Here is a 24,904-nt window from a genome sequence, read left to right on the forward strand (position 1 = left end):
GCAGGCAATGCCCCGTTCTAGCCACCAAAGCTTAAGCAGCAATGACTTCGAGCGCGGAGGCGAAAACGCCGCGGCCATCGGTGCCGCCATGCGCCGCTTCGATCAGGTTTTCCGGGTGCGGCATCATGCCGAGCACATTGCCCTCGGCATTGATCACGCCGGCGATGTCCTTGATCGAGCCGTTGGGATTGGTGCCCGCGGCATAGCGGAACACGACCTGGCCTTCGCCTTCGAGCTTTGCAAGCGTCTCCTCGTCGGCGAAATAATTGCCATCGTGATGGGCCACCGGCGAGCGGATGATCTGGCCCTTGTCATAGGCGCGGGTGAACGCCGTATCGTTGTTGACGACTTCGAGCTTCACTTCCTTGCAGACGAATTTCAGCGACGCATTGCGCATCAGCGCGCCCGGCAGCATGCCGGCCTCGACCAGGATCTGGAAACCATTGCAGACCCCGAGAACCTTGACCCCCTTGTTCGCCTTGTCGCGGATCGCCTGCATGACGGGCATGCGGGCTGCAATGGCGCCACAGCGCAGATAATCACCGTAGGAGAAGCCGCCCGGAATGACGATCAGGTCGACATCGGGAATCTCGGTCTCGGTCTGCCAGATCGTCACCGGCGCATGGCCGGAAATCTTGGTGAGCGCTGCGATCATATCGCGGTCGCGATTGAGGCCGGGAAGCTGGACGACGGCTGATTTCATTGGTTTGTCTCCGTGACGGCGGACAGATAGTCCGGAGGAACTTCGTGGGTGAGCCATACGCCATTGTCGGCGGCGAAGAAAGCATAACCTGCGGCCTGCATGGCGCGGGAATCGACTTTCAACAGGACATGCGGCCCCTTGCGGCGGATCGCGACAGTACGGGCGGTCTCAACGTCGGGCGAGAGGTGCACATGGGTTCGGTTCATCGGCTTCAATCCGGATGTGCCGATTGCCTCCCACGCCCTGCCAGTCGTGCCGTGGTAGAGGATGTCAGGCGGCGATTGCGGCTTGAGCCCGAGATCGACCTCGACCGAATGCCCCTGCGCGGCACGAATCCGGTCGCCCGCAAGAGTGAAACGCTTCTTGGGATTTTCGGCGATTACGCGCTGGATATCCGCATCAACTATGCTGAATTTTTCACAGAGCTTGCCGCTCAGTTCGGAATAGTCCGTCCAGCCCTCGGCATCGAGCAGAAGGTCGAGTTCCTGCGGCGCGTGTCGCAGGACGTAGCTCAGGAACTTGGAGGTCTCGGTGTCGCTGGCGGGCATGGTCAGTTGCGCGGATCGAAGGGCGATTGCGCCATTTCCTGGAAATCGCGGAGTTCGAGACGCTTCTCGATCTGGTCAATACGATCTTCTATTCGATGAACCAATTCATATAGATTGTTGAGATCACTTTGGTGCGTGGTCACCATTCGCCGCAGCGAGTGACACTCCGATCTCAAATCTCTGATTGCCAGATCCGACTTGTCATTGCGCTGATGAAGCCGCCGAAGTACCTCGTGAAGGAGCTCCTGGCTTACATCTGTCATTCGGCGGCATTCACGCGCTTAAGGCGGTCGCCGAACAGCTTTTGCTTCAACGCCTCGGTTCTCGCTTGGCCCACGGCAAGCTCGCGATTTGTGTCACGCATGAAGGCTGCGGTCTCTTCAAGAGACTCGGCCAAGCGTTCGGCCTTTTCGTCAAGCTTAAGAAGCTCTTCGTATATTTCTTGCGTAACCTCAGCCATGCAAACCTCCAACCTCTACCCGAGGTTGATAGTATAATTCTCGATCACCGTGTTGGCGAGGAGTTTCTCGCACATCGCCTTGAGGTCGCTCTCCGCCTTCGCCTTATCGTCGTGCTCGATGGCAAGATCGAAGACCTTGCCCTGGCGGACGTGATCGACGCCCGAAAAACCGAGCGAGCCGAGCGCGCCCTCGATTGCCTTGCCCTGCGGATCCAGAACGCCGTTCTTCAGTGTGACGACGACACGTGCCTTGATCATTTTCCCCTCAAACTCAAATCTTGATTACTTTACAAGGACCGGGCCGCTGGCGCGGATCGGTTCGTTCTCATTGATGATGCCGAGACGGCGCGCGACTTCCTGATAGGCGTCGAGCAACCCGCCGAGATCCTTGCGGAAACGGTCCTTGTCGAGACGTTCCTTGGTCTCTATGTCCCACAGGCGGCAGGAGTCCGGCGAAATCTCGTCGGCGAGGATGATGCGCATCATGTCGCCCTCATAGAGCCGGCCGCATTCGATCTTGAAATCGACGAGCTGGATGCCGACGCCGAGGAAGAGACCGGTGAGAAAGTCATTGATGCGGATGGCGAGCGCCATCACGTCGTCGAGTTCCTGCGGGCTTGCCCAGCCGAAAGCCGTGATATGCTCTTCGGACACCATCGGGTCTTCGAGTGCATCCGACTTGAAATAGAATTCGATGATCGAACGCGGCAGGACGAGGCCTTCCTCGATACCGAGGCGGGTCGACAGTTCACCGGCGGCGACATTGCGCACCACCACTTCGAGCGGGATCATCTCGACTTCGCGGATCAACTGCTCGCGCATGTTGAGGCGGCGGATGAAATGTGTCGGAATGCCGATGCGGTTCAGATGCGTGAAGATGAATTCGGAGATCCGGTTGTTGATGACGCCCTTGCCATCGATGATCTCATGCTTCTTTTTGTTGAATGCGGTCGCGTCATCTTTGAAGAACTGCACCAGCGTACCCGGCTCAGGACCTTCGTAAAGGATTTTTCCTTTACCCTCGTAAATCCGGCGGCGGCGGTTGTTCATCTTCTTCTCTTTTTTGTTGGCGGCCAGACTCATGCGAGAGCGGCCGCGGGACTTGTTTTACGCGTCCATAAACGAAAAGCATGCATTTCACAATCATGCTTCAGGCCGATCCCCTGATTTCAGCCTTGTTCGGTGCTGTCGTCTGAATATCGTATTGCACTTTGCGCCCCTTTCGATTTATGTGCGACCACTCTATATTCAAGGCTCACAGATCAGGAGAGGAACATGGTATCCATGCAAGATCGCGAGAAGGCGTTCGAGAACAAATACGCACACGACCAGGAAACCAAGTTCCGGGTGATTGCCCGCCGCAACAAGCTTCTCGGCCTGTGGGCCGCCGGCCTGCTCGGCAAGTCGGACACTGATGCCGCCGCCTATGCCGGGGAAGTTGTCGCCTCCGATTTCGAGGAAGCCGGCGACGAGGACGTGGTCCGGAAGGTGGCCGGCGATCTCAAGGCCGGTGGCCTGTCGCATTCCGACGACGATATCCGCGCCAAGCTGGCCGAGCTTCTGCCGGTCGCCATAGCCCAGTTGGACGCTGCCTGATATCGGCTCGACATCTCGGAAATATTGAAGCCGTCCTTCGGGGCGGCTTTTTAATGTCCGGATATCAGGCCTTCAGGCGCGACAGGAATTGCGCGAAGACCATGGTGCCCTCGGGCCACGGACCATGCCCCGACTCGGGGTTGATGTGCCCGGATTCGCCGGCATCCACCAGGAGCGATCCCCAGGCATTGGCAATATCGCCGGCGTGTTCATACGATCCGTGCGGATCGTTGCGGCTGGCGACCAGGAGCGATGGAAAGGTGAGGGGTTCGCGCGGATAGGCGCCGAATTTCCTCAGTTCGTGCGACTTGGCGCCGGGCCGGGCCATGTCGGGCGGTGAAACGAGGAACGCTCCTGCGACCTTGTCGCCGCAGAGCGGCAGCGCCTGGATCGCGGCTGCGATGCCGAGCGAATGCGCGACCAGCACGACGGGCTTCTTCGTCGCCAGGATGGTCTCGGCGATCGTGCCCACCCAGTCGTCACGCACAGGGTTCTCCCAGTCGGATTGCGACACGCGCCGCGCCGACGAGAGCTTCGCCTGCCAGCGGCTTTGCCAGTGGTCGTCGCCCGAATTGCGGTGGCCGGGAATGAAGAGGATATCGGCTTCTGAGGCTTTCATGCGCCGACAGATGTGTTCGAATCCCGCCAAAGTCAAGACTTTCGCTTCGCAAGCGCAGCATCATCATTGCTTGCGTGGGACAGGAACGTCGCTAAGGTTCATTTAAGAACAACGGCATGAACGGGAGGAACATCATGCTGGGAACCATGCAGGAATGGCCGCTGCTCTGCCACAAGATCATCGATCACGCTGGCAACTGTCACGGCGATCGCGAAGTGGTTTCCCGTTCGGTGGAGGGGCCGATCCACCGCACCAACTATCGCGAGCTGCGGACGCGTTCGCTTAAGTTTGCCAAGCGGTTGGCGATGGAAGGCGTCCGTTCAGGCGAGCGGATTGCCACCATGGCGTGGAATACCTGGCGTCACCTGGAGGCTTGGTATGGCATAACAGGCATCGGCGCCGTCTATCACACGCTCAACCCCCGGCTTTTTCCCCAACAGATCATCTGGATCATGAACGATGCCGAAGACCGCATGCTGTTCGTCGATCTCACCTTCCTGCCGCTGATCGAAAAGATCGCGGCCGAGGTTCCCTCTCTCCGCAAGATCGTCGTGCTGACTGACGCGGCGCACATGCCGGCGACCACGCTCGCCGATGTGGTTTGCTACGAGGAATGGCTGGCCGAGGCCGATGACGACTTCGCCTGGAAAAGCTTCGACGAACGGACCGCTGCCGGAATGTGCTACACATCCGGCACGACGGGCGACCCCAAGGGCGTGGTCTACTCGCACCGTTCGAATGTCATCCACGCGATGACGTCGGTATTTCCGGATGTGATCGGCATGTCGTCGGGCGATTCCATGATGCCGGTCGTGCCGTTCTTCCACGCCAATGCCTGGGGCACGGTGTTTGCAGCACCCATGTCCGGCGCCCGCTTCGTCCTGCCCGGCCCGGGAATGGATGGCAAATCGATCTATGAGATGCTGACCAAGGAGAGGGTGACGGTGACGGCGGCGGTGCCGACGATCTGGCTCATGCTGTTGCAATATCTCGAAAAGGAGAGCGGCAAGCTCCCTGATCTCGACCGCGTCTTCATCGGTGGATCGGCTTGCCCGCGTTCGGTGATCGAAGCGTTCCAGACGAAATACGACGTCAGAGTGCGCCATGGCTGGGGCATGACCGAGCTCTCGCCGATCGGATCGGTCTGCGTGCTGAACGCCGACCACGACGAACTGACGCCGGAGGAGCGTCTCGACGTGCAGGCCAAGCAGGGCCAGCCCTTCTTCACGGTGGAAATGAAGATCACCGACGATGACGACAGGGAGCTACCCAAGGATGGCAGGACATTCGGCAAGCTGAAGGTGAGGGGGCCGGCGGTGGTGGACCACTACTTCAAGCGCCGCAGCCCCGAACAATTCGGCGAGGACCGCTGGTTCGACACCGGCGATGTCGGCCATATCGACCAGCATGGCTATATGCAGATCACCGACCGGTCGAAGGATGTGATCAAGTCTGGCGGCGAATGGATTTCCTCGATCGAGCTCGAAAACCTCGCGGTCGGTCACCCCCAGGTGGCGGAGGCCGCTGTCATCGGCGTGCCGCATCCGAAATGGGACGAGAGGCCGCTCTTGATCGTCATCCGCAAGCCGGACCAGATGCCGTCACGGGAGGACATCCTCGGCTTCATGCAGGGCAAGGTCGCCAAGTGGTGGATGCCCGACGATGTCGTCTTCGTCGATTCGATCCCGCACACCGCAACCGGCAAGATCCTCAAGACCGAGTTGCGCGAGCAGATGAAGGATTATCGGCTGCCGGACGCCTAGCGGTCCCATTCCACCGCCATGCCGACGAACGTAGGCGATCACATCCTTTTGAGATCGTTCAAGATATCGGCGACATCTGCGACAATCTGTGCTAGCGTTGTCTTGCTTGGTCGCGTGGCTGACCGGGCTCGTGCAGGCCAACTTCCGTCAAAGGAGGAATTGTCATGACTGCGCTTCACATTGTCTCGGATGCCGACGGCGAAGTGCCCCACCCGAATATCCGCAAGATCGGCATGCTCGAAGTTTTCGATGCGCTCCACCGGGGCTGGATCGATTTCCGCGAGAAGCCTTCACATTACGTGTTCCTCTGCCTTCTCTATCCCGTCGCTGGCTTAGTCCTCATGGCCTGGAGTGCCGGCGCCAACCTGCTGCCGCTGATGTTCCCGCTGGCATCCGGTTTCGCATTGGTGGGCCCCATCGCTGCGCTCGGGCTCTATGAGATTAGCCGCAGGCGCGAACTTGGCCTGGATCCGTCATGGCGCGAGGCACTCGAAGTACGCAAGTCGCCCGCCTTGTTTTCGATCGCCGCTGTCGCGGCCGTCATGTTCGCGATCTTCGTCGGCTGGCTCGTCATTGCACAGCTGATTTACGAAGCCTATTTCGGCGTCGACTACAATCTGACGACATCTGAATTCTTCCAGAATGTGCTGGGCACATCGGCGGGCTGGGCGATGATGTTCTGGGGTGATCTCATCGGTCTGGTTTTCGCAGTCGTGGTGCTTGCCATATCAGTGGTGACCTTCCCGCTGCTTCTCGAGCGTGACGTCGGCGCGGTTTCGGCGATCTGGACCTCGATCAGGGCGACCGCCGCCAATCCTTTGCCAGTCTTTCTCTGGGGGTTGATCGTGGCGGTGCTGTTGTTCATCGGCAGCATTCCGATCTTCGCCGGCCTTGCCGTCGTGCTTCCGGTTCTCGGCCATGCGACTTGGCATCTCTACCGCAAACTGGTTGAGCCACCAGCGTTGAACAGCTGACGGCGGAGCCGCTAAAGCGCGGTAAAGCCGTTATCGACGAAGAGATGCGCGCCGTTGACGAAGCTCGCTTCGTCGCTGGCGAGGAAGAGTGCGGCGCGCGCGACTTCCTCCGGCTCGCAGATGCGGCCCTGCTGCGCGGCAAGGGCCGCCTCCGAGACATCGACGCCGAGCGCCTGAAGATCCTTGACCTCGCGCAGGCCGTGCGGCGTGCGCACGAAGCCCGGGCAGACGGCATTGCAACGGATATTGCGATCCCTGAATTCGACGGCGATGGCGCGGGCGAACATGTGGACCGCGCCTTTGGTCGTGTCGTAGAGCACTTCCATCGGTGTCGCGGCCACGGCCGAGATCGAGGAGGTGCAGACGATCGATCCGCCGCCCGCCGCGATCATGCCTGGCAGCACGGCCTTGGTCATCAGGAACATCGACTTGACGTTCACATCATGCAGCCAGTCCCATTCTTCCTCTGTCGTATCGAGGAAGGGCTTGATGACGATCGTGCCGGCATGATTGAAAAGTACCGTGATCGGCCCGTAGGCCTCAGTGACCGCAGCTATGGCAGCAGTGACTTCAGCGGTCTTCGAGACGTCGGCGACGGCATACATCGCCGTGCCGCCTGTCGCTTCGATTTCTCTGACAGTGGCAGCAGCCGCCTCGGCATTGCGGTCGATGATCGCAACCTTGGCGCCTTCTGCGGCGAAGAGCTTCGATGACGCTCCACCCATGCCCGTGGCGCCGCCTGAAATGACGGCTACTTTTCCTGCAAGACGGCCACGCATTGGAAATCTCCTGTCGAAAGAACGAGCTTTAGCCGAACACGCGCTTGAAGATCGTGTCGACATGCTTGGTGTGATAGCCGAGGTCGAATTTTTCGCGGAGATCGGCCTCGGAAAGTGCTGCAACCACCTCCGCATCGGCGAGAAGTTCTTCCAGGAAATCCTTGCCCTGTTCCCAGACTTTCATCGCGTTGCGCTGCACCAGCCGATAGGCGTCCTCGCGGGAGACGCCGGCTTGCGTTAGGGCAAGCAGCACGCGCTGGGAATGAACAAGCCCGCGGAACTTGTTCATATTCTTCATCATATTGTCCGGATAGACGAGCAGTTTGTCGATCACACCGGTCAGCCGCGCCAGTGCGAAATCGAGCGTGATCGTCGCATCCGGTCCGATCATCCGCTCGACGGAGGAGTGCGAAATGTCACGTTCATGCCAGAGCGCTACATTCTCCATAGCCGGCATCGCGAAGGAGCGCACCATGCGGGCAAGGCCGGTGAGGTTTTCGGTGAGCACCGGATTGCGCTTGTGCGGCATGGCCGACGAGCCCTTCTGGCCGGGCGAGAAATATTCCTCCGCTTCCAACACTTCGGTGCGCTGCAGGTGACGGATCTCGGTGGCAAGCCGCTCGACCGACGAGGCGACGACGCCGAGGGTGGCGAAGAACATCGCGTGGCGGTCACGCGGAATGACCTGGGTCGAAACCGGCTCCGGCTTCAGGCCGAGCGCCTTGGCGACATATTCCTCGACGCGCGGATCGATGTTGGCGAAGGTGCCGACGGCGCCCGAAATCGCGCAGGTGGCGATCTCCTCGCGCGCCGCGACCAGCCGTGCCCGGCAGCGCTCGAACTCGGCATAGGCGAGCGCCAGCTTGACGCCGAACGTGGTCGGCTCGGCATGGATGCCATGGCTGCGGCCGATCGTGACGGTGTCCTTATGCTCGAAGGCGCGGCGCTTGAGCGCCTCGAGCAACTTGTCGATATCGGCGAGCAGGATGTCGCTTGCCCGGACGAGTTGGACGGAAAAGCAGGTGTCGAGCACATCCGACGACGTCATGCCCTGGTGAACGAAGCGGCTGTCCGGTCCGATGAATTCGGCGAGATGGGTGAGGAAGGCGATCACGTCATGCTTGGTGACCGCTTCGATCTCATCGATGCGCGCCACGTCGAAGACCGCGGCATTGCCCTTTTCCCAGATATTCTTCGCGGACTCCTTCGGGATCACGCCGATCTCGGCGAGGGCGGTGCAGGCATGCGCCTCGATCTCGAACCAGATGCGGAAGCGGGTTTCCGGCGACCAGATGGCGACCATGTCGGGGCGGGAATAGCGGGGGATCATCGGCGAAAGTCCTTGAATAGAGGCGAGGCTGCCGCCCCTCTAACAAATGAGAGCCCTAAGCTCAATGCGGCTTGTGACCATGGGGGCGTGCAAACCACAGGCCGTAGCCGAGGAAACAGAGCAGCGAGAAGGGCCAGTAGTAGTAAATGCTGTCGACCGAATACTGGTAGATCGCGCCTGCAGAGGTGAAGGCGAACTGGAAGAACCAGATGATATTGGGGAACGTCGCATGCCAATGCGAATAGAACACGCGGTATTGCAGGGCGAAAATCCCCGCCGTCGCCGTGTGGGTGGCGAGCAGGATGATGAGCGTTCCGCCGATGAACCGCGCCACCCGACCTCTGCGGCCAAACAGAAATCTCGCAAGCATCAGGCCGGGCGCGAAGCCGAGCGACCCGCCATAGAAATAGACGGCGATCACCGCGAGCGGCGAGGCGATCAGCATGCCATTGTGAGTCCAGATCGAAGCCACGGCCGACATCGCCATCAGTACGCCCCAGGCGGCCGAGCCGAACAGCACGATGTTGGCGTCCGGCACCGCATCATGGAGTCGCGTGCCGAGCCTGCGAAAAAAGCCTTGCTGGACCTGTTGCTGACCCGCCTCTATCTCCGCCATCCCTATGGCCCGTAGGGATTGACTGGCACGGCGATCCACCGGCGGTCATTTCCCTCGAAACCGAAACTGTCGACCAGGATCATGGCCATCATCGTGACTTCCCGGACCTCGGAGGAGATCACGGCGCCGATGCTATATGCGTTGGGGCAGGAGCGGCTCGCCGGCACGGTCGTATCTTCATGCAGGACCGTATCGACGGCGGTACCCTGATACTCCGTCAGCTTGAGGGTAAAGCCAGTATATTCGCCGGTCATGTTGAGGCAGGATTCCGTCGGCGGGAACTTGCGCTCCGTCAGCACCAGCGTGTTGGTGTGGCTATAGGGCGGCGCCGAGACATAGGAATGGAAGCGGACCTTGTGGCCGCGGCTGTCGAGTTCCGAAGGCGGATTATAGACGACGATAACGCCAGGATTTTCCTCGACCTTGTATTTGTCGATCAGCGCCGCGGCCTTGGTGCGCGACATGCTGCGAATCTTGGGCAGCGGCAGTTCCTCGTCGACCCGAATCCGGATTGGGGTCCCCGGCAGAAACGCGTCCTTCTCGATGTCGATGAAATAGATGTTGGAATAGGGAAAGCCCGAGCCGTCGAAAAAGCCGTATTCCTCGAAGGCAAAGACTTTTCCGTCGGGGGAGTAGCCGAGAACGTTGAGCGAAGCAGTGTCGCCGGCGATGGCGGGGGACATGTATACCAGAAGCGAAACTGCGAACGCAAAGAACACCCCCCTCTGCCCTGCCGGGCATCTCCCCCTCAAGGGGGGAGATTGGATGTGGCGACGTTCCGCCCAACGTACCAGGAATGAATGCAGCAGGGCACGACAGTTGCCACCCGGAGAGCATGCCCCTTGCCGATCTCCCCCCTTGAGGGGGAGATGCCCGGCAGGGCAGAGGGGGGTAGGCAACGAACTGAACGGCCGCATTATCCTCTGGCCTTCTCCGCAACGTCTCTCAGCCGAGCGATGTTTGCACGATAGTCCGCGAGTCCCGCCCCCTTGTAAATGGCCGAGCCTGCGACGAACACATTGGCGCCCGCGCCCGAGGGAATACCGATCGTCTCGGCCATGATGCCGCCATCGACTTCGAGTTCGATCGGCCGATCACCGATCATCTTATGGACGCGTCGTATCTTCTCCGTCGTCGCATCGATGTATTTCTGCCCGCCGAAGCCCGGATTGACAGTCATGACAAGGATCAGATCGATCTGCTCGAGAAGGTATTCGACTGAACTTTCCGGCGTCGCCGGATTGATCGCCACACCCGCCTTCTTGCCCAGCGCCCGGATGGCCTGCAGCGACCGGTTGAGATGCGGGCCGGCTTCGGCGTGCACGGTGATGATATCAGCACCCGCCTTGGCGAACGCTTCGAGATAGGGATCGGCCGGCGTGATCATCAGGTGGCAGTCGAACACCGCCTTGGTTAGCGGGCGGAGCGACTTCACCACATCCGGACCGAAGGTGATGTTGGGCACGAAATGCCCATCCATGACGTCGAGATGCACCCAGTCGGCGCCCGCTTCGATGACATCGGTCACTTCCTGGCCGAGCTTCGAAAAGTTCGAGGCGAGGATTGAGGGCGCGATGCGCACAGGTCTGGACATGGTTTCGGACTCCCTTGGATGGAGGCCGCATATCATCCGTTGATGGCAACGGCAATTGCGTCGCGCGCCGAATGGTTCAGGCCATCAGGCTTTCCACCGCTTTGACCGGTGCTTCATTGGCGGCCGGTCCGAAAACGCGTTCGAAATTCTGTCGGATCAGGATATCGACATCGCTCGTCATCACCAGCAGGCCGAGATCGACGAGGCTGGTGACGCCATAGCCCGATATGCCGCAGGGCACGATGCCCGAGAAATGCTCGAGTTCCGGATCGACATTCAGCGAGAAGCCGTGGAAGCTAACCCAGCGGCGCAGCCGTATGCCGATCGCCGCGATCTTGTCCTCCGCCGTCAAGCCGCCGGGCAGGGGGGGGCGCTCCGGCCGCTGGACCCAGACGCCGACCCGATCCTCGCGCCGCTCGCCCTTCACATTCATGTCGGCGAGCGTGCCGATCACGACATCCTCGAGCGCCGAGACGAAGGCACGCACGTCCTGCCGCCGCCGCTTGAGGTCGAGCAGCACATAGACGACGCGCTGACCCGGGCCATGATAGGTGTACTCGCCGCCTCGGCCCGTCTGATGCACGGGAAATTTTTGCGGTGCGAGCAGGTCCTTGGGGTCGGCGCTGGTGCCGGCCGTATAGAGCGGCGGATGCTCGACGAGCCAGACGAGTTCGTCCGACTTGCCATCCGCGATCAGCGTTGCCTCGCGCTCCATCTCAGTGACCGCATCGTCATAGCCTACCGGGTGTTCGGAAATACGCCAGCGCACCGGCGCGGAGCCGGGCGCGGGCAGCATGGATAGGTTGATGTCGGAGCGGTGCATGGCTTGGCCTTCGAATGACGATCCTGCCTATGTGGCGTCATTCGCCGCCAAGCGCAAGATTTTCGAAATAACCCGGCCGTGGCGATGCGGTCGCTGATGTGGGGCGGAAACAGGTATGTTCCCAATGTAACAGCTGCGGTGATCATGCCGTGCTAACCCATATCTCACACAAGCAAAGGGATTTGCGCCATGACCAAGTATTTGGCTCTCATCATCGCCGGCGGCTGCGCCGCCATCTCGTTCTCGATGTCGTTTCCGCTTCCGCTGTAGCCGCCTTGCACGATAGAAAGCTGCAACTGAAGGTGTCGTCATCGCCTTCGACAAGTCCGGCCTGCGCGCCGACTGGTCGTTTTCCCCTGATATGTTCAGCGAGGTGCGGGATCCTCAGGGAATGGCAAAAACGGTGATCTCGTTGCTGACGCCGCGCAACGCGACATTGCGCGAGACGGGGCTCAGGCCGCGATCGGTGAGCAGGCTCGACGCCTGCGGATCATCGAGGACCGAACCCGTGGCGAATATTTCCTGCGAGGTCGCGAGGTGCTGGACGCGCGAGGCGATGTTGACCGTCTGGCCGAAATAGTCTTGCCGCTCGTTAAGGCTGACCGCGATGCACGGCCCTTCATGAATGCCGATCTTGAGCAGCAGGTCTTCCTTGTCATTTCCCGCATTGAGCCTGCCCATGGCGTCGCGCATATGGATTGCCGCCGAGAGCGCCTTGTCGGGCGTGGGGAACGTCGCCATTACCGCATCGCCGATCGTCTTGACCACAGCGCCGGCTTCCGCCGCCACAATATCCTGCAATATGCTGAAATGCGTTTTCACGAGATCAAAGGCGGCAAGGTCGCCGACGCGGTCATAGAGTTCGGTGGAACCGCGCAGGTCCGTGAACAGGAAAGTCAGGCTTGTGATCTTGAGCCGTTGATCGACCCCGATCGTATCGGTCCGATAGATGTCACGAAAGGTCTGGTGCGTGAGCAGCCGGTTTGCGGTCAGGAAGGGGCGTCGCTTACCCAGCATGTTGTGAAGCGCATCGTTCGCCAGGCAGACCGAGGGCAGGGTGCGGACCTCGGCATGATTTTCCACCTGAATGCGCACCGGGCCAGGCTGCAGCTTGATCACTTCGCCATGGGCCTGGGCCCTGTCATAAACGATCGACAAGGTCCTGCGATCCCTGGTCGTCTCGCCCGAAACATCGAGGAATTGAACCGCATGTGTCACCGGTTCGAAGACGATAGCATAACCGGCCGGCAACTGAAGCGAAATGACGCCTTTCTCACCGGGCGGCAGTTCCAGCGCGTCCACGACGAATTCAGAGACTTTTTCGTCGTAGTCGTCCTCGGGCAGATCGACGCCAGAGCCCCAATATTGCTGCCGGAAATATTCCTCCGGCGACAGCTGGTGAGGATCGTGTCCCTCGATATGGCGGACACGCGGGCTCACTGTGAAGGTGACGTCCACCATCTCGTCGAGTGTCGGTTCATAACCGGCGGCACATAGCGCGCATGTATAGGTCGAGCTCTGCACCGTTTTCAGTGAGGCATTGGCATCGAGCACGCCGCCGCAGCCCGGACACAGGATATTCCACGACATGTCGAAAATACCGAGCCGCGACGCATGCAGGAAACAGGCAATCGTCGGCTCTTCATCAAAGCCATGGCTGGCGGCAAAAGCCAGCGCATTGACGCGATTGAGTTTGCGGTCGGGTGCCTCCCGCACCAGCCGCTCAAGTCCGTCAACAATGTGCGGTTGCGCGGATTGGCGCAACGCCTCAAACAATGACTGGGTTTCGCTCATGGTGAGAGTTTATACTGAATTCGCAGCAGTATAAGCGATTTTTTTGAATTGTCCGGGGGCGGGGCTGCATCTGCGCTGATCGTCGCCGAAATCGTTGCCACCGCTTGCGGTGTGATGATCAGCGCGATCAAGGTGGCACTGTCAGGACGGTGACTTCATAGCCAATCTAGGGCTTGGGCCGGACAAGAGACGCGCCGAACCGCATGATCAATCCCCGCAGTTCCGGCTCCTCGACGAGGTTCTGCGCTTCGGTAAAGGAAACCCATTTGCGCTCCCGCTGGCCGAGTTCCTTGTAATTCTTGACGATCTTTTCGACCTTGACTGCATAGATTTCGACCATGCAGGGGGCGACGCGGCCGTCGCCGATCTGCTTGGCATAGGTATAATGACCGATCGGCTGCCTGTCGGCCTTGCCCTTGATGCCGGCTTCTTCGAAAGCCTCGCGTTCGGCGACCTGGTGCGGCGCCTTGCCTTCCATCGGCCAGCCGCGTGGGAGAACCCAGCGCCCGGATGTGCGTCCCGTCACGAGGAGCATCTCGTAGCCATCGGCCGCCTTGCTGTGGCGATAGCAGATCGCGGCAAATTGCTGCCGTCGTTCGTTGCTGAACAACATGTAACCGGCTTGCGCCAGCTTGGAGAGAAATGAAGAGCCAGTCGACATTCTGCCTTAGAGCCTCTTGCATTGAAATGGAATCGGTTCTGCCGGAGCAGGTTTTCGTCAGGGCAGAGGCGATCGGCGAAGGTCGTACCCAGATGTACGGTAGAGCCGATCGCCTCTGATCCTGACGGCAAGATGCCCGGCCCTTCGGGTTGGCTGAAGCGGGCCGCCTCTTTGACCGGCCGGCTTGGCCGTATGCTTTGGCTACGACGCGCGCCGGCCGGTCAAACATGCGACTCCGCTTGAGCCAACAGAACCGGTTCCATTTCAATGCAAGAGGCTCTAACTCCCGGTGCCCCTGAGTGTTCGTTGTTCCGGATCGTCAGAGGCCGGCCACCCGACGAAGGTCATCCTTGGCACCGGGGGCGGCTGCCAAAACCGGGGCGCCGCGTGTCAGGCCATCCCCTGCGGTCGGGAACCGGTGGTACCAGCCGCCAGCCTCCTTCACGAGGCAGTAGCCGGCGAGGCAATCCCAAGCGTGCATATAGGGCTCGTAATAGCCGACCAGCCGCCCGGCCGCGACATAGGCGAGCATCAGCGCGCCCGAGCCGTTGCGGATGAAGTTGCCACCGGCGGTGAGCAGGTCCTCGACCATTTTCGCCACAACCTGCGGGGTGACGTGATTGTTGGCGCCGATGCCGGTGACGGCGTTGCGGATGTTGCGGCTGCCATCGAGCTTGAGCGGCTTGCCGTTGAGCGTCGCGCCCTGACCGGCTGCCGCCGCATAGACCTCCTGATGGCAGGGTGAGGCGATGACGCCGATGACCGGTTCTTCGTCCTTGAGCAGTGCGATCGAGACGCACCAGTTCGGCATGCCGTTGACGAAGGGGCTGGTGCCATCGATTGGATCAACCACCCAGGTCAGGCCCGATGTGCCCGCCTGCAGCCCATATTCTTCGCCGAGAAAACCGTCATCGGGGAATTTTTCCGCCACGCGCTTGCGGATCAGATTCTCGACGTCGCGGTCGGCGATTGAGACGACGTCCTGCGGATCGCGCTTCTGTTCGATGACGAGCGTCTCGCGGCGGTTGAAATAATCGAGCGCCAGTGCGCCCGCCTCGTCCGCCATTGCGCGGGCGAGTGCGAAGCGCGTGTCGATCTCGCGGGAAAGATGAATGGTCATTGGAAAAATCGGTCCTTTAAATCACGAGGAAATCAGTGCGATGCCGCGTTCCCGGAGGCCGACGGCAACGCTGGAGGAAGTGGCCAGTGATCGCTCAACGGCCGGGTCCACGACGAAGAGAGTGCCGACGTCGGTCTTGACCTCGTATTCGACATGGTCGCCAAGATAGGCGGCATGCGTGATGGTGCCGGCAAATGGCGCTTCCGCCGCAGGGTCGAGGGTGATGGCATTCGGCCGCACCGCAAGCCGGGCTGGGCCGGGCAGGGCGCCCCTGGCGGGAACGCGATGTTCGAGCCCGCCGATGCGGATCAGCGCCTGGCCGCCTTCCGACGACAGCACTTCGCAATCCACGACATTCGCCTCACCCATGAAGTCGGCGATGAAGGCGGAGGTGGGTGTTTCGTAGAGCTCGCGCGGCGTGCCGACCTGGGCGATCTCGCCATCCTTCATGATCACCACGCGGTCGGAGACCGCGAGCGCCTCGTCCTGGTCGTGGGTCACATAGACCGCGGTAAAACCGAGGCGCTGTTGCAGCTCGCGGATTTCAGTGCGAACACGGCGACGAAGGCGCGCATCGAGATTGGAGAGCGGCTCGTCGAGCAATAGAACCTGCGGTTCGAGTGCCAGCGCCCGAGCGACGGCGACACGCTGCTGCTGACCGCCGGAGAGCTCGGCCGGCAGGCGATGGCCGAAGCCACCGAGGCCGACTGTCTTGAGCACGTCCTCGGCCCGCTCGCGTGCTTCCTTCTTCTTGTAACCCGAGGACTCCAATCCGTATGCGACGTTGTCGAGTGCATTCATGTGCGGGAACAGCGCGTAGGATTGGAAGACCATGGAAACGTCGCGCTCATTGGCCGGCAGCATGGTCACGTCCTTGTCGCCGATCAGGATGCGCCCGGCGGTCGGGTGTTCGAGGCCGGCCAGCATGCGCAGCGTCGTCGTCTTGCCGCAGCCGGAGGGGCCGAGCAGCGTCACCAGTTCGCCGGGATGGATCGTCAGCGACAGATCGGGGATCGCTGTAAAGGCGCCGAACGTCTTCTTCACGTTCTCGAAGGTCACCGAGCCGGCCTTGATGGTCTTCATGCTGTTTTCTCCTTGCCCACGGACGCGGGGCTGAGGGACGCGACGGGAATGGCGACACGGTTCTCGCGTCGCAGACGACGTTCGCCTACCAGGTATTGGAAGCCCGCGATGATGGCGACCATCACGACGATGAGAGCCGAGGAATAGGCGATCGCCACGCCGTACTCGCCGTTCTCGACGAGGCCTACGATGTAGGATGTCGCCATGTTATACTCGGCACTGACGAGGAAGATGACTGCGCTGATCGACGTGATGGCGCGGACGAAGGAATAGACGAGTGCCGCCGTGATCGCAGGCCGGAGCAGCGGCAGGACGACTTTGCGGATCGTCCGGAAACTGTTGGCGCGGAGCGTCAGCGACGCCTCGTCCAGGCTCTTGTCGAGCTGGCTCATTGCCGCTACGCCGCCACGCACGCCGACCGGCATGTTGCGGAACACGAAGCATGCGATCAGGATCGCCGCCGAGCCGGTCATTTCCAGCGGCGGCAGGTTGAAGGCCATGATGTAGCTGATGCCGATGACGGTGCCGGGAATGGCAAAGCTCATCATCAGCGCGAATTCGAACAGTTCCCGGCCGGCGAATTTCTGCCGCACGATCAGGTACGCTGTGAGCAAGCCGACGATTGCGGTCAGCGGCGCCGAAATCAGCGCGATTTCCATCGTGGTCCAGAACGAGTTCCACGCGACGCCCGTCCAGGCGATGCCATTGTCGCCGAAGCTTATGGAGAAGGCCTTGATGTAATGGGCGAACGTCAGCGAGTTATCGAGGCCCCAGGTTTTCACGAAGCCGCCGAACAGGATCATGCAATAGATGACGATGGTGAAGAGCATCCAGGGAACCACCATCCAGTGCACCGCGATGGAGACCGATTTCGGCAGTGCCGCGTGCTGGCCTGAATCACCCTTGCCGGTCACGGTCGCGAAATTCTTGCCGGAGAGCCAGAAGCGCTGGGCGAGGAAGGCCGACAATGTGAAGACCAGCAGGATCATGGCGAGCACCGCCGCCCGGGTCGGATCGTTCTGCGAGCCGACGACGGCGAAGAAGATATCTGTCGAGAGCACACCATGGCTGCCGCCGAGCACCATGGGATTGCCGAAATCGGCCATGCTTTCGATGAAGCCGATCAGGAAGGCGTTGGCGAGCCCCGGCTTCATCAATGGTAGCGAGACACGCCAGAATGTGCGCCAGCGATCGGCACGCAATGTCTGTGATGCTTCCTCCATCGACGGGCTGACGCCCTCGACCACACCGATCAGAACGAGGAAGGAGATCGGCGTGAAGGACAAGACCTGCGCAATCCAGATGCCGGTGAGACCATAGAGCCATCGGCCGGGCTCGATGCCGAAGGCGGATGAGAGCGTCTGAGTGATCACACCCGAGCGGCCGAAGAGCAGGATCAGCGCCAGCCCGACGACGAAGGGCGGCGTGATGATCGGCAGCACGGTCAGCAGCCGCAGCGCCTTCTTAAAGGGAAAGCGTGTGCGTGTGGCGACCAGCGCGAAGGCGAGGCCCATCAGCGTGGAGCCAGCGGCGGTCATGATCGCCAGGAACAGCGTGCGCCAGGCGACCCCGCAGCGATTGCCGCCAATCACGCAATCGAGGCTCCAGATCGAGGGATCGACGATGTTCTTGGAAAATCCCCCCGCATTGAACGAGCCGTCGAAATCCTGAAATGCGCCGATGAACATGCTGCCGATCGGATAGAAGACGAAGATCACCACCAGGAAAACCAGCATGGCGATCGAAGCGACAATGAAGGCATCGCCGCGCATGGCTCCGCGATCGACGAGGCCGAAGGCGAAGACAAGCACGAAGGCGAGAGCGGCCACGACTGCACCAGCGCCCATCGGTGGCTGGCCATCCGCCAGAGTACCGAACAGGCTCTCGCTGATGCCCCAGGTCCAGCCGGAAAAGCCGATCGCCAGGCCCTGAAGCGCAAGTAAGATCACGCCCGCGCCACCGATTATGGCGAGCAGCGTGCCGCGGCGGTGAGGGTCATCGATATAGCGCACGCCCATGCCTGCCAGCAAAAGCAGTGCCACGACCCCCAGCCACCATCGGCCGTGGGAGAATATCTGGAGAATGGCAGGCGCGCTGGATGCTTCGCCCGGAAAGCCGGCGAGCCAGCCGAAGCCATAAAAGCCGCCATCGATGCGATACCAGGGCAGGACGAGGAAGGCGGCAATGGCGAGCGCGAGCACGATCGTCAGCCGGCGTCTGCTATTGTCCATATCCAACCTCGATCAGATGAAAAAGCCGGGCCGCGGGGAACCGACGGCCCGGCACGAAAGCGGCATCAGTTGGCGTTTGCACCGATTTCGGTGTCCCAGCGCTCGAGCAGCGCCTTGCGCTTTGCTGGGTCGCCATAGGTCTTGAAGTCGTAGTCGATCAGCTTGATGTCCTCGAACTTCGGCGATTCCTTGGGAACTTCCGCATTCTTGTTGGAGGGAAGCTGGAAGGACTTGGCATCCTTCATATGCGACTGCACATCGGCCTTGAGCGCCCAGTCGTACCAGATCTTGGCGTTTTCGAGGTTCTTCGCACCCTTGACGATCGACATCGAGCCGATTTCATAACCGGTGCCCTCGCAAGGCGCGCCCGGCTTGACGGGGAAGCCTTCGACAGCCTGGGCGACGGCGTCATGCATGAAGACGATGCCGAGTGCGGTTTCGCCACGCGCGGCAGCCTTCACCGGTGCCGAACCGGACTTGGTGTACTGCGAGACATTGGCGTTGAGTTTGCCAAGATATTCGAATGCCTTGTCCTCGCCCATGATCTGCACCAGCGTCGCGAGCGCCGTATAGGCCGTGCCCGACGAATTCGGATTGGCGATCTGGATCTCGCCCTTGAAGGCCGGATCGAGCAGGTCGGCCCAGCATTTGGGTTCCTTGAAGCCCTTTGCCTTGAAGATATCCGTGTTGAAGCCCCAGCCGAGCGCACCGGCATAGACGCCGACCGTCTTGTAGCCCGAGCTTTCGGCCTGCTTGACGGCCCAGTCGTTGAGCTCGGCGAGCATAGGGGACTTGTATTCCTGGGTCAGGTCTTCCGATGCTGCTTGAAGATGCGGGTCGCCGGTACCGGCCCACCAGATATCGGTCTTCGGGTTGCGTGCCTCTGCACGAATCTTGGCATAGGTCTCGCCGGACGACAGGCGCACCATGTTGACCTTGATGTCGTGATCCTTCTGGAAACTATTGGTCATCTGCTCGCAGATGACGACGTCGGCCGAACAGATCAGATTGAGATCGCCCGCCGCTTGCGCGGAAAAGCCAAAGAGTGAAACACCTGCGGCCAGCCCGGCCATGATCCAGCTTTTAGAATTCATCCTATCCTCCTCGATGATCCCGGCGTCTCCTCGCCGTTCGCTTTTGCAAGCGTGTGCAAAAACTGACATGGAGGAAAACCACGTGTCAACTGCTTTGTTCGCTTGAAGCCAGATTTGTGCGTACTCAGCCATTGCACAGCATTGCACATCCATGCGAAGAACTGTGCAATACCGTCAACAACTGGGGCGCCATGGGCAGGGTTTTCGTCAGTGCACAGGAAGTAGCCGAGCGGGCCGGGGTCTCGCGTTCGGCGGTTTCGCGGACCTTTACGCCGGGGGCCAGCGTTTCCCAGGACACGCGGCGCAAGGTGCTGGAGGCGGCCGATGCGCTCGGCTACCACGTCAACCATCTCGCGCGCGGCCTGATGCGCAATGAAAGCGGTATCGTCTGCCTGATCGTCTCGGAGATCGGCACGCCCTATCGCTCCGCACTAATCCGGGCGGTCACGCAGCAATTGCAGCTGTCGGGAAAGATCGCCATGCTGATCAATACCGACCGATCCGATGGCAGCGTCGATCTGGCCCTCCGGCAGGCCATCCGCTATCGGGCGGATGCCTCGATCATTCTCTCCGGCCTTCCGGACAAGCGTATCGCCCAGCTTTGCCTTAACAGCGGGCAGCGTCTGGTGCTCATCAATCGCGACGACGACCAGGAAGGCCCGTTACGCATCAATCTCGATGATGCGGAGGCTGCGCGCCGTGTCCTCACCGCCTTCGTTCGCGCCGGCTGCCGCAAGCTCGCTTTCGCCAACTCCGAGGCCGGCACCCCGAGCCTGATGGCCCGCGAGGCTGGGTTCGTTGCCGCTGCCAAGGAGATCGGGCTGGAAGTCACCGTCGCGCGCTACGGCCACACGGGTTACGAGGCGGGGCGGGTGCTGGCGCAAAGGCTGCTCACGCTGCCCGAGCGGCCGGACGCGGTCTTCTGCGCCACCGACCTGATCGCCTGCGGCTTCATGGATGCGGCGCGGCGGCAGTTCTCGATCTCGATTCCCGACCAGCTCTGCGTCGCCGGCTTCGACGATATCGAACAGGCCTCGTGGGCATCCTATGATCTCACCACATTCACCCAGCCGGTCGATGAGATCGCCGCCGCCGCCGTGGCCTGGCTGTCAAGCGATGCCGCCGGGGCAAGGCAAGAACGCGTTCGCCTGCATGCGGAGCTGGTTTGGCGGTCGTCGATCCGAGGCGGATAGAGGGTATGAGGGCTCAGCGGGTATCCTGGTAGAAGGTGGGCACGTTCATCAGGTGTCGAGCATCTCGCTGTGCTCTCGCCCTTCCTCACGGTCATCGACCAGCAGGCGGATGGTGTTGCAGACCGATCTGGTCGTGCGAACCTCATGCGGGGTAAACGTGCCGGTGCCTTCGCGGCCGTGATGGAAGTGTCGATGATGTTAACGGTGGTGGTGTCCGCTACTTCTTTCTGCCGATCACATCATCCGTGTTGGCAAGCAGTTTCCTCACCGCGAGCCTGGCGGCATTCGGTTGCTTCAGGCGAATCTTCTGCTCGATAGCTTCGTGCATCTTCTGGGCATGTCGCAGGCTGTTCACCTCGCGCGTCACATGGACGAAGAGGTTGTTGAGCGCGGATTCGATCATCGCCCCAAGCGGCACGAGAAGGTCGTTTCCGGATGCCTTAAGGATTGCCATGTGGAACCGGGTGTCGGCGCGCGTGCGTTCGGAAAGCGTGGAGGCTTCGCCCATCTCCTTCAGCGCCTTGCTGATTTCGCCCATCTGATCGTCATTGCGCCGGATGGCAGCGAAGGCTGCGGCCTCGGGTTCGATAATGTATCGGAACTCCTGCACCGTGGTGAGAAATGCCTGCCGGTCGGGCGCGCTGGCATACCAGCTCAGCACATCGCGATCGAGCAGGTTCCAGCGTTCCTTCGGCTCGACCCAACTGCCGACCTTGGGGCGTGACGCGAGCAGGCCCTTGGCCATCAGCATCTTGATCGCCTCGCGCACCGCCGACCGGCTGACGCCGAATATTTCCGACCACTTCGCCTCGTTGGGCAGAATGGTGCCCGGCGGATACTCACCCTGCACGATGAGCAAGCCGATTTCCTGGGCGATTGAAGTATGGACGCTCGAGCCGGCGATACGGCTGCCTTCCAGGCCGCGTGGAATGCTTGCGTTTTCGACCCTGCCGGTTTTCCTGGTTGTCGTATCGGCTCCGTTGTCTGGCATATCAGTTCCGAAATCACACCTTATCCATCGGTTTCGCGACTTGCGCGAATCCGGTCAAAAGCTACCGCCAAGACAATGAAGCTGCCCACGAATGCTCCCTGCCAGAATGTACTTATCCCCAGCAGTGTCAAGCTATTACGGATGATCTCGATGAGCGCCGCGCCCACCACCGAACCGAACACCGTGCCGGCGCCGCCCATCAGATTTGCGCCGCCGATGACGGCCGCCGCGATGACGCTGAGTTCCATCGACTGGCCGAGATTTGTCGTCACGCCGCCAAGCCATCCTGCCTCCAGGACGCCCGCGATGCCCGCCAGAAGTGCGGAGAACATGTAGACGGTGATCTTCAGCCGCCGCACGGCGATACCGGTCAGCACGGCTGCCTTCTCGTTGCTGCCGATGGCAAAGACATGGCAGCCCCAACGCGTCCATTTCAGGATCAGGCCGGTGATGACGGCGAGAATGAACAGCGCGATCACCGGATTGGCGATGCCGAAAGTGGAACCACCGCCGAGCCAGAACAGCCGGGCTTCATCAGGGCCGAACTGGTAGATCATCTTGTTCTGCGACAACACCATCGCGGCACTTCGGGCGACGGAAAGCATGCCCAGCGTGACGACAAAGGGCGGTATCCTGAGATAGGCGATCAGCATGCCGTTGATGGCGCCGACGAAGAGCGCGACGATGAGCGCCGCGCCGGCACTTGCCCAGAGCGGATAACCCGCATTCATGCAGATCGCCAGCACCATCGCCGACAGGCAGAGGATGGAGCCGACCGAGAGGTCTATGCCGCCGGATATGATGACGACGGTCATGCCGAGCGCGACGATTGCCACGAACGCGAAATTGCGCGTCACGTTGAACAGGTTCTGCGGCGTCGCGAATGTGTCGGTGATCACGCTGAGCGCCAGGCAGGCCAGAAGCGCAGCGACGAACACCCAGAATTCCGGCTTCGAAAAGATCAGCGACAGCCGCGTGTGCGTTTGCCGGTCGATCGCCTTGTCCATTTCCATGGTCATATCAGTGTCACCCCCTCCATCATGCCAGTTCGATCGCGCCGGTTATCAGGCCGGTGATCTCTTGGGGTGACGAATCCGCCGCACGCTTGTCGGCGACCTTGGTGCCGCGACGCAGGACAACGATACGATCGGCGACGGCAAATACGTCCGGCATGCGATGGCTGATCAGGATGACGGCGACGCCCTGCCGCTTCAATTCGCGGATCAGGTTGAGCACCTCCTCGACCTGACGGACGGAAATGGCGGCGGTAGGCTCGTCCATCAGAACGATATCGGCCGACGAGAGGCGCGTCCTGGCGATTGCCACCGCCTGCCGCTGGCCGCCGGACATCTGCCGCACGAGATCCCTCGGCCGGGTTTCCGATTTCAGTTCCTTGAAGAGCTTGCCCGCGGCCTCGTTCATGCCGCGATAGTCGAGGATCTTGAAAGGGCCGATATTGCGCGTCAGTTCGCGGCCGAGGAACACATTGACCGCAGCCGTCAGGTTGTCGCACAGCGCCAGATCCTGGTAGACGATTTCGATGCCGTTCTCGCGCGCCTCGACAGGTTTGTGAAACGAGACTTCGCGGTCCTTGATGAAAATCTGGCCATGAGACGGCCGGAAATTCCCCGCGATAATCTTGACCAGCGTCGATTTCCCCGCGCCGTTGTCCCCCATCAGCCCGATCACTTCACCCTGCTCCACCGTCATCGAGACGCTGTTGAGCGCGTGAATTGCCCCGAAATGCTTGGAGACCTGTTCAAGTCTCAGTACCGCCATACACTCCTCCTCTGCCTGGCCCACGGATTAGGCCGGAATCCGGCGCCCGCGTCAATAGCTGGACAAAGCATATAAAATGATTTATCAGACAAATAGATTTATATGATAGTATGACAGTTGCATTGCCTGGGGAGGTGGAATGCATATTCTGGTGACGGGAGCAGCCGGCAAGGTAGGGCAGGCATTCATTGCCGCGACCTTGGCTGACCCGACGCATGCCGGTACCAGGCTGCGCGCTCTCTGCCACAATCGTCTTCTCCCCGAGACCGACAGGCTCTCGGTCGTGCAGGGTTCTATCGCCGAGCGCGATGTTTGCCGCGCGGCACTTGATGGAATCACCCATGTGGTTCACCTCGCGACCTGCAAGGAAGTCCCCGAGACGGTGATGGATGTCACGGTTAAAGGCCTGTTCTGGCTGTTGGAGGAATTCAGGCTCAGCCCGCACGCGAAGCGTTTCCTGCTCGTTGGCGGTGATGCCGCCGTCGGCCATTTCTTCCACAAGCATCCGGCGCCGATCACCGAAGACGCGCCCTACATGGCTTATCCCGGCTGTTACGCGCTGTCGAAAGTGCTCGAAGAGGTCATGGTCCAGCAGTTTGGCATCCAATACGATATGGACTGGACCTGCGTCCGCGCGCCCTGGATCATGGAGAAGGATGATTTCAAGGCCAGCCTCTCCTTTGGAGACGATCTGTTTGGTGGTCCGGATTGGAAGACGATGGTGAGCGAGGCCGAAGCCGGAGAATGCCGCAGCGCCGGCGCCGTGCCATTGCTCCGCGACGCATCGGGCCATCCTATCGACAGGAATTTCGTGCATGTCGACGACCTGGTCGCGGCGATATCGCTGGCGCTCGTGGCGCCCGCGGCACGCCAGCGCCTCTACAACATCTGCATGGATGAGCCGGTCAATTATGCGCGGCTGGCGGACCATCTCGCCAAAACCCGTGGCCTGCCGTCAAAGGACATCAAGAGCAATTACGTCAGCAACTGGATGGACAATAGCCGCGCCAAGGCCGAGCTCGGATGGCGGCCGCGCTATGACCTCGAAAAGCTGATTGAAGCTTCCTGGCAATACCAGCGTTCCCCGAATGATGAGAGGAGGGTCTGGTATCCAGGTTGAGAGCCGACGCGGAGCGATCCGCGGCGGTCTATA

The 24,904-nt window shown here is 60.9% G+C and carries 27 protein-coding genes; 5 read left to right on the forward strand and 22 right to left on the reverse strand.

Features of this window, described 5'->3' with window-relative positions; all coding sequences use genetic code 11:
- Positions 1-31 precede the first annotated feature (31 nt).
- From purQ to purC, 6 genes are read right to left on the reverse strand one after another with little or no spacing between them, the layout of a single operon-like run.
- A complete protein-coding gene (gene purQ, locus IHQ71_RS09590; protein ID WP_258161743.1) occupies positions 32-703 on the reverse strand; it encodes a phosphoribosylformylglycinamidine synthase subunit PurQ in 672 nt (223 codons plus the stop codon).
- A complete protein-coding gene (locus tag IHQ71_RS09595) occupies positions 700-1,257 on the reverse strand; it encodes an RNA 2'-phosphotransferase (protein ID WP_374990012.1) in 558 nt (185 codons plus the stop codon). The genes purQ and IHQ71_RS09595 overlap by 4 nt, the downstream gene beginning before the upstream one ends.
- Positions 1,254-1,514: a hypothetical protein gene (locus IHQ71_RS09600; protein ID WP_258161745.1), complete on the reverse strand. Its 261-nt coding sequence runs from the start codon at positions 1,512-1,514 to the stop codon at positions 1,254-1,256. The genes IHQ71_RS09595 and IHQ71_RS09600 overlap by 4 nt, the downstream gene beginning before the upstream one ends.
- Positions 1,511-1,711: a hypothetical protein gene (locus IHQ71_RS09605; protein WP_258161746.1), complete on the reverse strand. Its 201-nt coding sequence runs from the start codon at positions 1,709-1,711 to the stop codon at positions 1,511-1,513. Before IHQ71_RS09605 ends, IHQ71_RS09600 begins: the two co-directional genes overlap by 4 nt.
- A gap of 15 nt (positions 1,712-1,726) precedes the next feature.
- Positions 1,727-1,969, reverse strand: a complete 243-nt coding sequence (gene purS, locus IHQ71_RS09610) for a phosphoribosylformylglycinamidine synthase subunit PurS (protein WP_258161747.1) — start codon at positions 1,967-1,969, stop codon at positions 1,727-1,729.
- Between the two features lie 24 nt (positions 1,970-1,993).
- Positions 1,994-2,761 carry a phosphoribosylaminoimidazolesuccinocarboxamide synthase gene (purC, locus tag IHQ71_RS09615; protein ID WP_258161748.1) on the reverse strand — a complete coding sequence of 256 codons (768 nt, stop codon included), beginning with the start codon at positions 2,759-2,761 and terminating at the stop codon, positions 1,994-1,996.
- Positions 2,762-2,986: 225 nt separating this feature from the next.
- Here purC and IHQ71_RS09620 point away from each other — a divergent pair, with 225 nt between their 5' ends.
- Positions 2,987-3,307, forward strand: coding sequence for a DUF1476 domain-containing protein (locus tag IHQ71_RS09620; RefSeq protein WP_258161749.1), 321 nt, complete (start codon positions 2,987-2,989; stop codon positions 3,305-3,307).
- Positions 3,308-3,371: 64 nt separating this feature from the next.
- Here the strand turns inward: IHQ71_RS09620 and IHQ71_RS09625 are convergent, their stop codons facing one another.
- Positions 3,372-3,926 (reverse strand): alpha/beta hydrolase, encoded by a 555-nt coding sequence (locus IHQ71_RS09625; protein ID WP_258161750.1) that lies wholly within the window; start codon positions 3,924-3,926, stop codon positions 3,372-3,374.
- Positions 3,927-4,060: 134 nt separating this feature from the next.
- Here IHQ71_RS09625 and IHQ71_RS09630 point away from each other — a divergent pair, with 134 nt between their 5' ends.
- Together IHQ71_RS09630 and IHQ71_RS09635 are read left to right on the forward strand one after the other, a co-directional pair.
- Positions 4,061-5,689, forward strand: coding sequence for a long-chain-fatty-acid--CoA ligase (locus tag IHQ71_RS09630; RefSeq protein WP_258161751.1), 1,629 nt, complete (start codon positions 4,061-4,063; stop codon positions 5,687-5,689).
- Positions 5,690-5,853: 164 nt separating this feature from the next.
- Positions 5,854-6,663 (forward strand): DUF2189 domain-containing protein, encoded by an 810-nt coding sequence (locus tag IHQ71_RS09635; protein ID WP_258161752.1) that lies wholly within the window; start codon positions 5,854-5,856, stop codon positions 6,661-6,663.
- An 11-nt stretch (positions 6,664-6,674) separates the two neighbouring features.
- Here the strand turns inward: IHQ71_RS09635 and IHQ71_RS09640 are convergent, their stop codons facing one another.
- From IHQ71_RS09640 to IHQ71_RS09695, 12 genes are all read right to left on the reverse strand, one after another.
- Complete coding sequence (locus IHQ71_RS09640) at positions 6,675-7,442, reverse strand: SDR family NAD(P)-dependent oxidoreductase (protein WP_258161753.1); 768 nt, start codon at positions 7,440-7,442, stop codon at positions 6,675-6,677.
- A 28-nt stretch (positions 7,443-7,470) separates the two neighbouring features.
- Entirely contained in the window at positions 7,471-8,772 is a 1,302-nt protein-coding gene (gene purB / locus IHQ71_RS09645; protein ID WP_258161754.1) for an adenylosuccinate lyase, read from the reverse strand.
- 61 nt (positions 8,773-8,833) lie between these two features.
- Positions 8,834-9,388 (reverse strand): hypothetical protein, encoded by a 555-nt coding sequence (locus IHQ71_RS09650; protein ID WP_258161755.1) that lies wholly within the window; start codon positions 9,386-9,388, stop codon positions 8,834-8,836.
- A gap of 2 nt (positions 9,389-9,390) precedes the next feature.
- Positions 9,391-10,107 carry a DUF2259 domain-containing protein gene (locus tag IHQ71_RS09655; protein ID WP_258161756.1) on the reverse strand — a complete coding sequence of 239 codons (717 nt, stop codon included), beginning with the start codon at positions 10,105-10,107 and terminating at the stop codon, positions 9,391-9,393.
- Between the two features lie 197 nt (positions 10,108-10,304).
- Complete coding sequence (rpe, locus tag IHQ71_RS09660; protein ID WP_258161757.1) at positions 10,305-10,982, reverse strand: ribulose-phosphate 3-epimerase; 678 nt, start codon at positions 10,980-10,982, stop codon at positions 10,305-10,307.
- A gap of 76 nt (positions 10,983-11,058) precedes the next feature.
- Positions 11,059-11,805, reverse strand: coding sequence for a lipoyl(octanoyl) transferase LipB (gene lipB, locus IHQ71_RS09665; RefSeq protein ID WP_258161758.1), 747 nt, complete (start codon positions 11,803-11,805; stop codon positions 11,059-11,061).
- Positions 11,806-12,189: 384 nt separating this feature from the next.
- Positions 12,190-13,599: an adenylate/guanylate cyclase domain-containing protein gene (locus IHQ71_RS09670; RefSeq protein ID WP_258161759.1), complete on the reverse strand. Its 1,410-nt coding sequence runs from the start codon at positions 13,597-13,599 to the stop codon at positions 12,190-12,192.
- Positions 13,600-13,765: 166 nt separating this feature from the next.
- The gene (locus IHQ71_RS09675) at positions 13,766-14,260 is read right to left on the reverse strand and encodes an NUDIX hydrolase (protein WP_258161760.1); all 495 of its coding nucleotides are present in this window, start codon (positions 14,258-14,260) and stop codon (positions 13,766-13,768) included.
- A gap of 319 nt (positions 14,261-14,579) precedes the next feature.
- Positions 14,580-15,380 (reverse strand): inositol monophosphatase family protein, encoded by an 801-nt coding sequence (locus IHQ71_RS09680; RefSeq protein ID WP_258161761.1) that lies wholly within the window; start codon positions 15,378-15,380, stop codon positions 14,580-14,582.
- 21 nt (positions 15,381-15,401) lie between these two features.
- On the reverse strand, positions 15,402-16,463 hold the full coding sequence (locus IHQ71_RS09685; protein ID WP_258161762.1) for an ABC transporter ATP-binding protein: 1,062 nt from the start codon (positions 16,461-16,463) through the stop codon (positions 15,402-15,404).
- Positions 16,460-18,694, reverse strand: coding sequence for an iron ABC transporter permease (locus IHQ71_RS09690; protein ID WP_258161763.1), 2,235 nt, complete (start codon positions 18,692-18,694; stop codon positions 16,460-16,462). Before IHQ71_RS09690 ends, IHQ71_RS09685 begins: the two co-directional genes overlap by 4 nt.
- Before the next feature lie 65 nt (positions 18,695-18,759).
- Complete coding sequence (locus tag IHQ71_RS09695; protein ID WP_374990013.1) at positions 18,760-19,767, reverse strand: ABC transporter substrate-binding protein; 1,008 nt, start codon at positions 19,765-19,767, stop codon at positions 18,760-18,762.
- A 212-nt stretch (positions 19,768-19,979) separates the two neighbouring features.
- On the opposite strand from IHQ71_RS09695, the gene IHQ71_RS09700 reads away from it, so the two are divergent.
- The gene (locus IHQ71_RS09700; protein WP_258161765.1) at positions 19,980-20,981 is read left to right on the forward strand and encodes a LacI family DNA-binding transcriptional regulator; all 1,002 of its coding nucleotides are present in this window, start codon (positions 19,980-19,982) and stop codon (positions 20,979-20,981) included.
- A gap of 217 nt (positions 20,982-21,198) precedes the next feature.
- Here the strand turns inward: IHQ71_RS09700 and IHQ71_RS09705 are convergent, their stop codons facing one another.
- From IHQ71_RS09705 to IHQ71_RS09715, 3 genes are read right to left on the reverse strand one after another with little or no spacing between them, the layout of a single operon-like run.
- A complete protein-coding gene (locus IHQ71_RS09705) occupies positions 21,199-21,972 on the reverse strand; it encodes a FadR/GntR family transcriptional regulator (protein ID WP_258161766.1) in 774 nt (257 codons plus the stop codon).
- A 20-nt stretch (positions 21,973-21,992) separates the two neighbouring features.
- Entirely contained in the window at positions 21,993-22,991 is a 999-nt protein-coding gene (locus IHQ71_RS09710; protein WP_258161767.1) for an ABC transporter permease, read from the reverse strand.
- 19 nt (positions 22,992-23,010) lie between these two features.
- On the reverse strand, positions 23,011-23,751 hold the full coding sequence (locus IHQ71_RS09715; RefSeq protein WP_258161768.1) for an ATP-binding cassette domain-containing protein: 741 nt from the start codon (positions 23,749-23,751) through the stop codon (positions 23,011-23,013).
- Between the two features lie 139 nt (positions 23,752-23,890).
- Between IHQ71_RS09715 and IHQ71_RS09720 the strand changes: the two genes are divergently transcribed.
- Positions 23,891-24,871 carry an NAD(P)-dependent oxidoreductase gene (locus IHQ71_RS09720; protein ID WP_258161769.1) on the forward strand — a complete coding sequence of 327 codons (981 nt, stop codon included), beginning with the start codon at positions 23,891-23,893 and terminating at the stop codon, positions 24,869-24,871.
- The last annotated feature ends 33 nt before the right edge of the window (positions 24,872-24,904 follow it).

This window comes from Rhizobium sp. TH2, from assembly GCF_024707525.1.
In the GTDB taxonomy this organism is placed as follows: domain Bacteria; phylum Pseudomonadota; class Alphaproteobacteria; order Rhizobiales; family Rhizobiaceae; genus Rhizobium_E.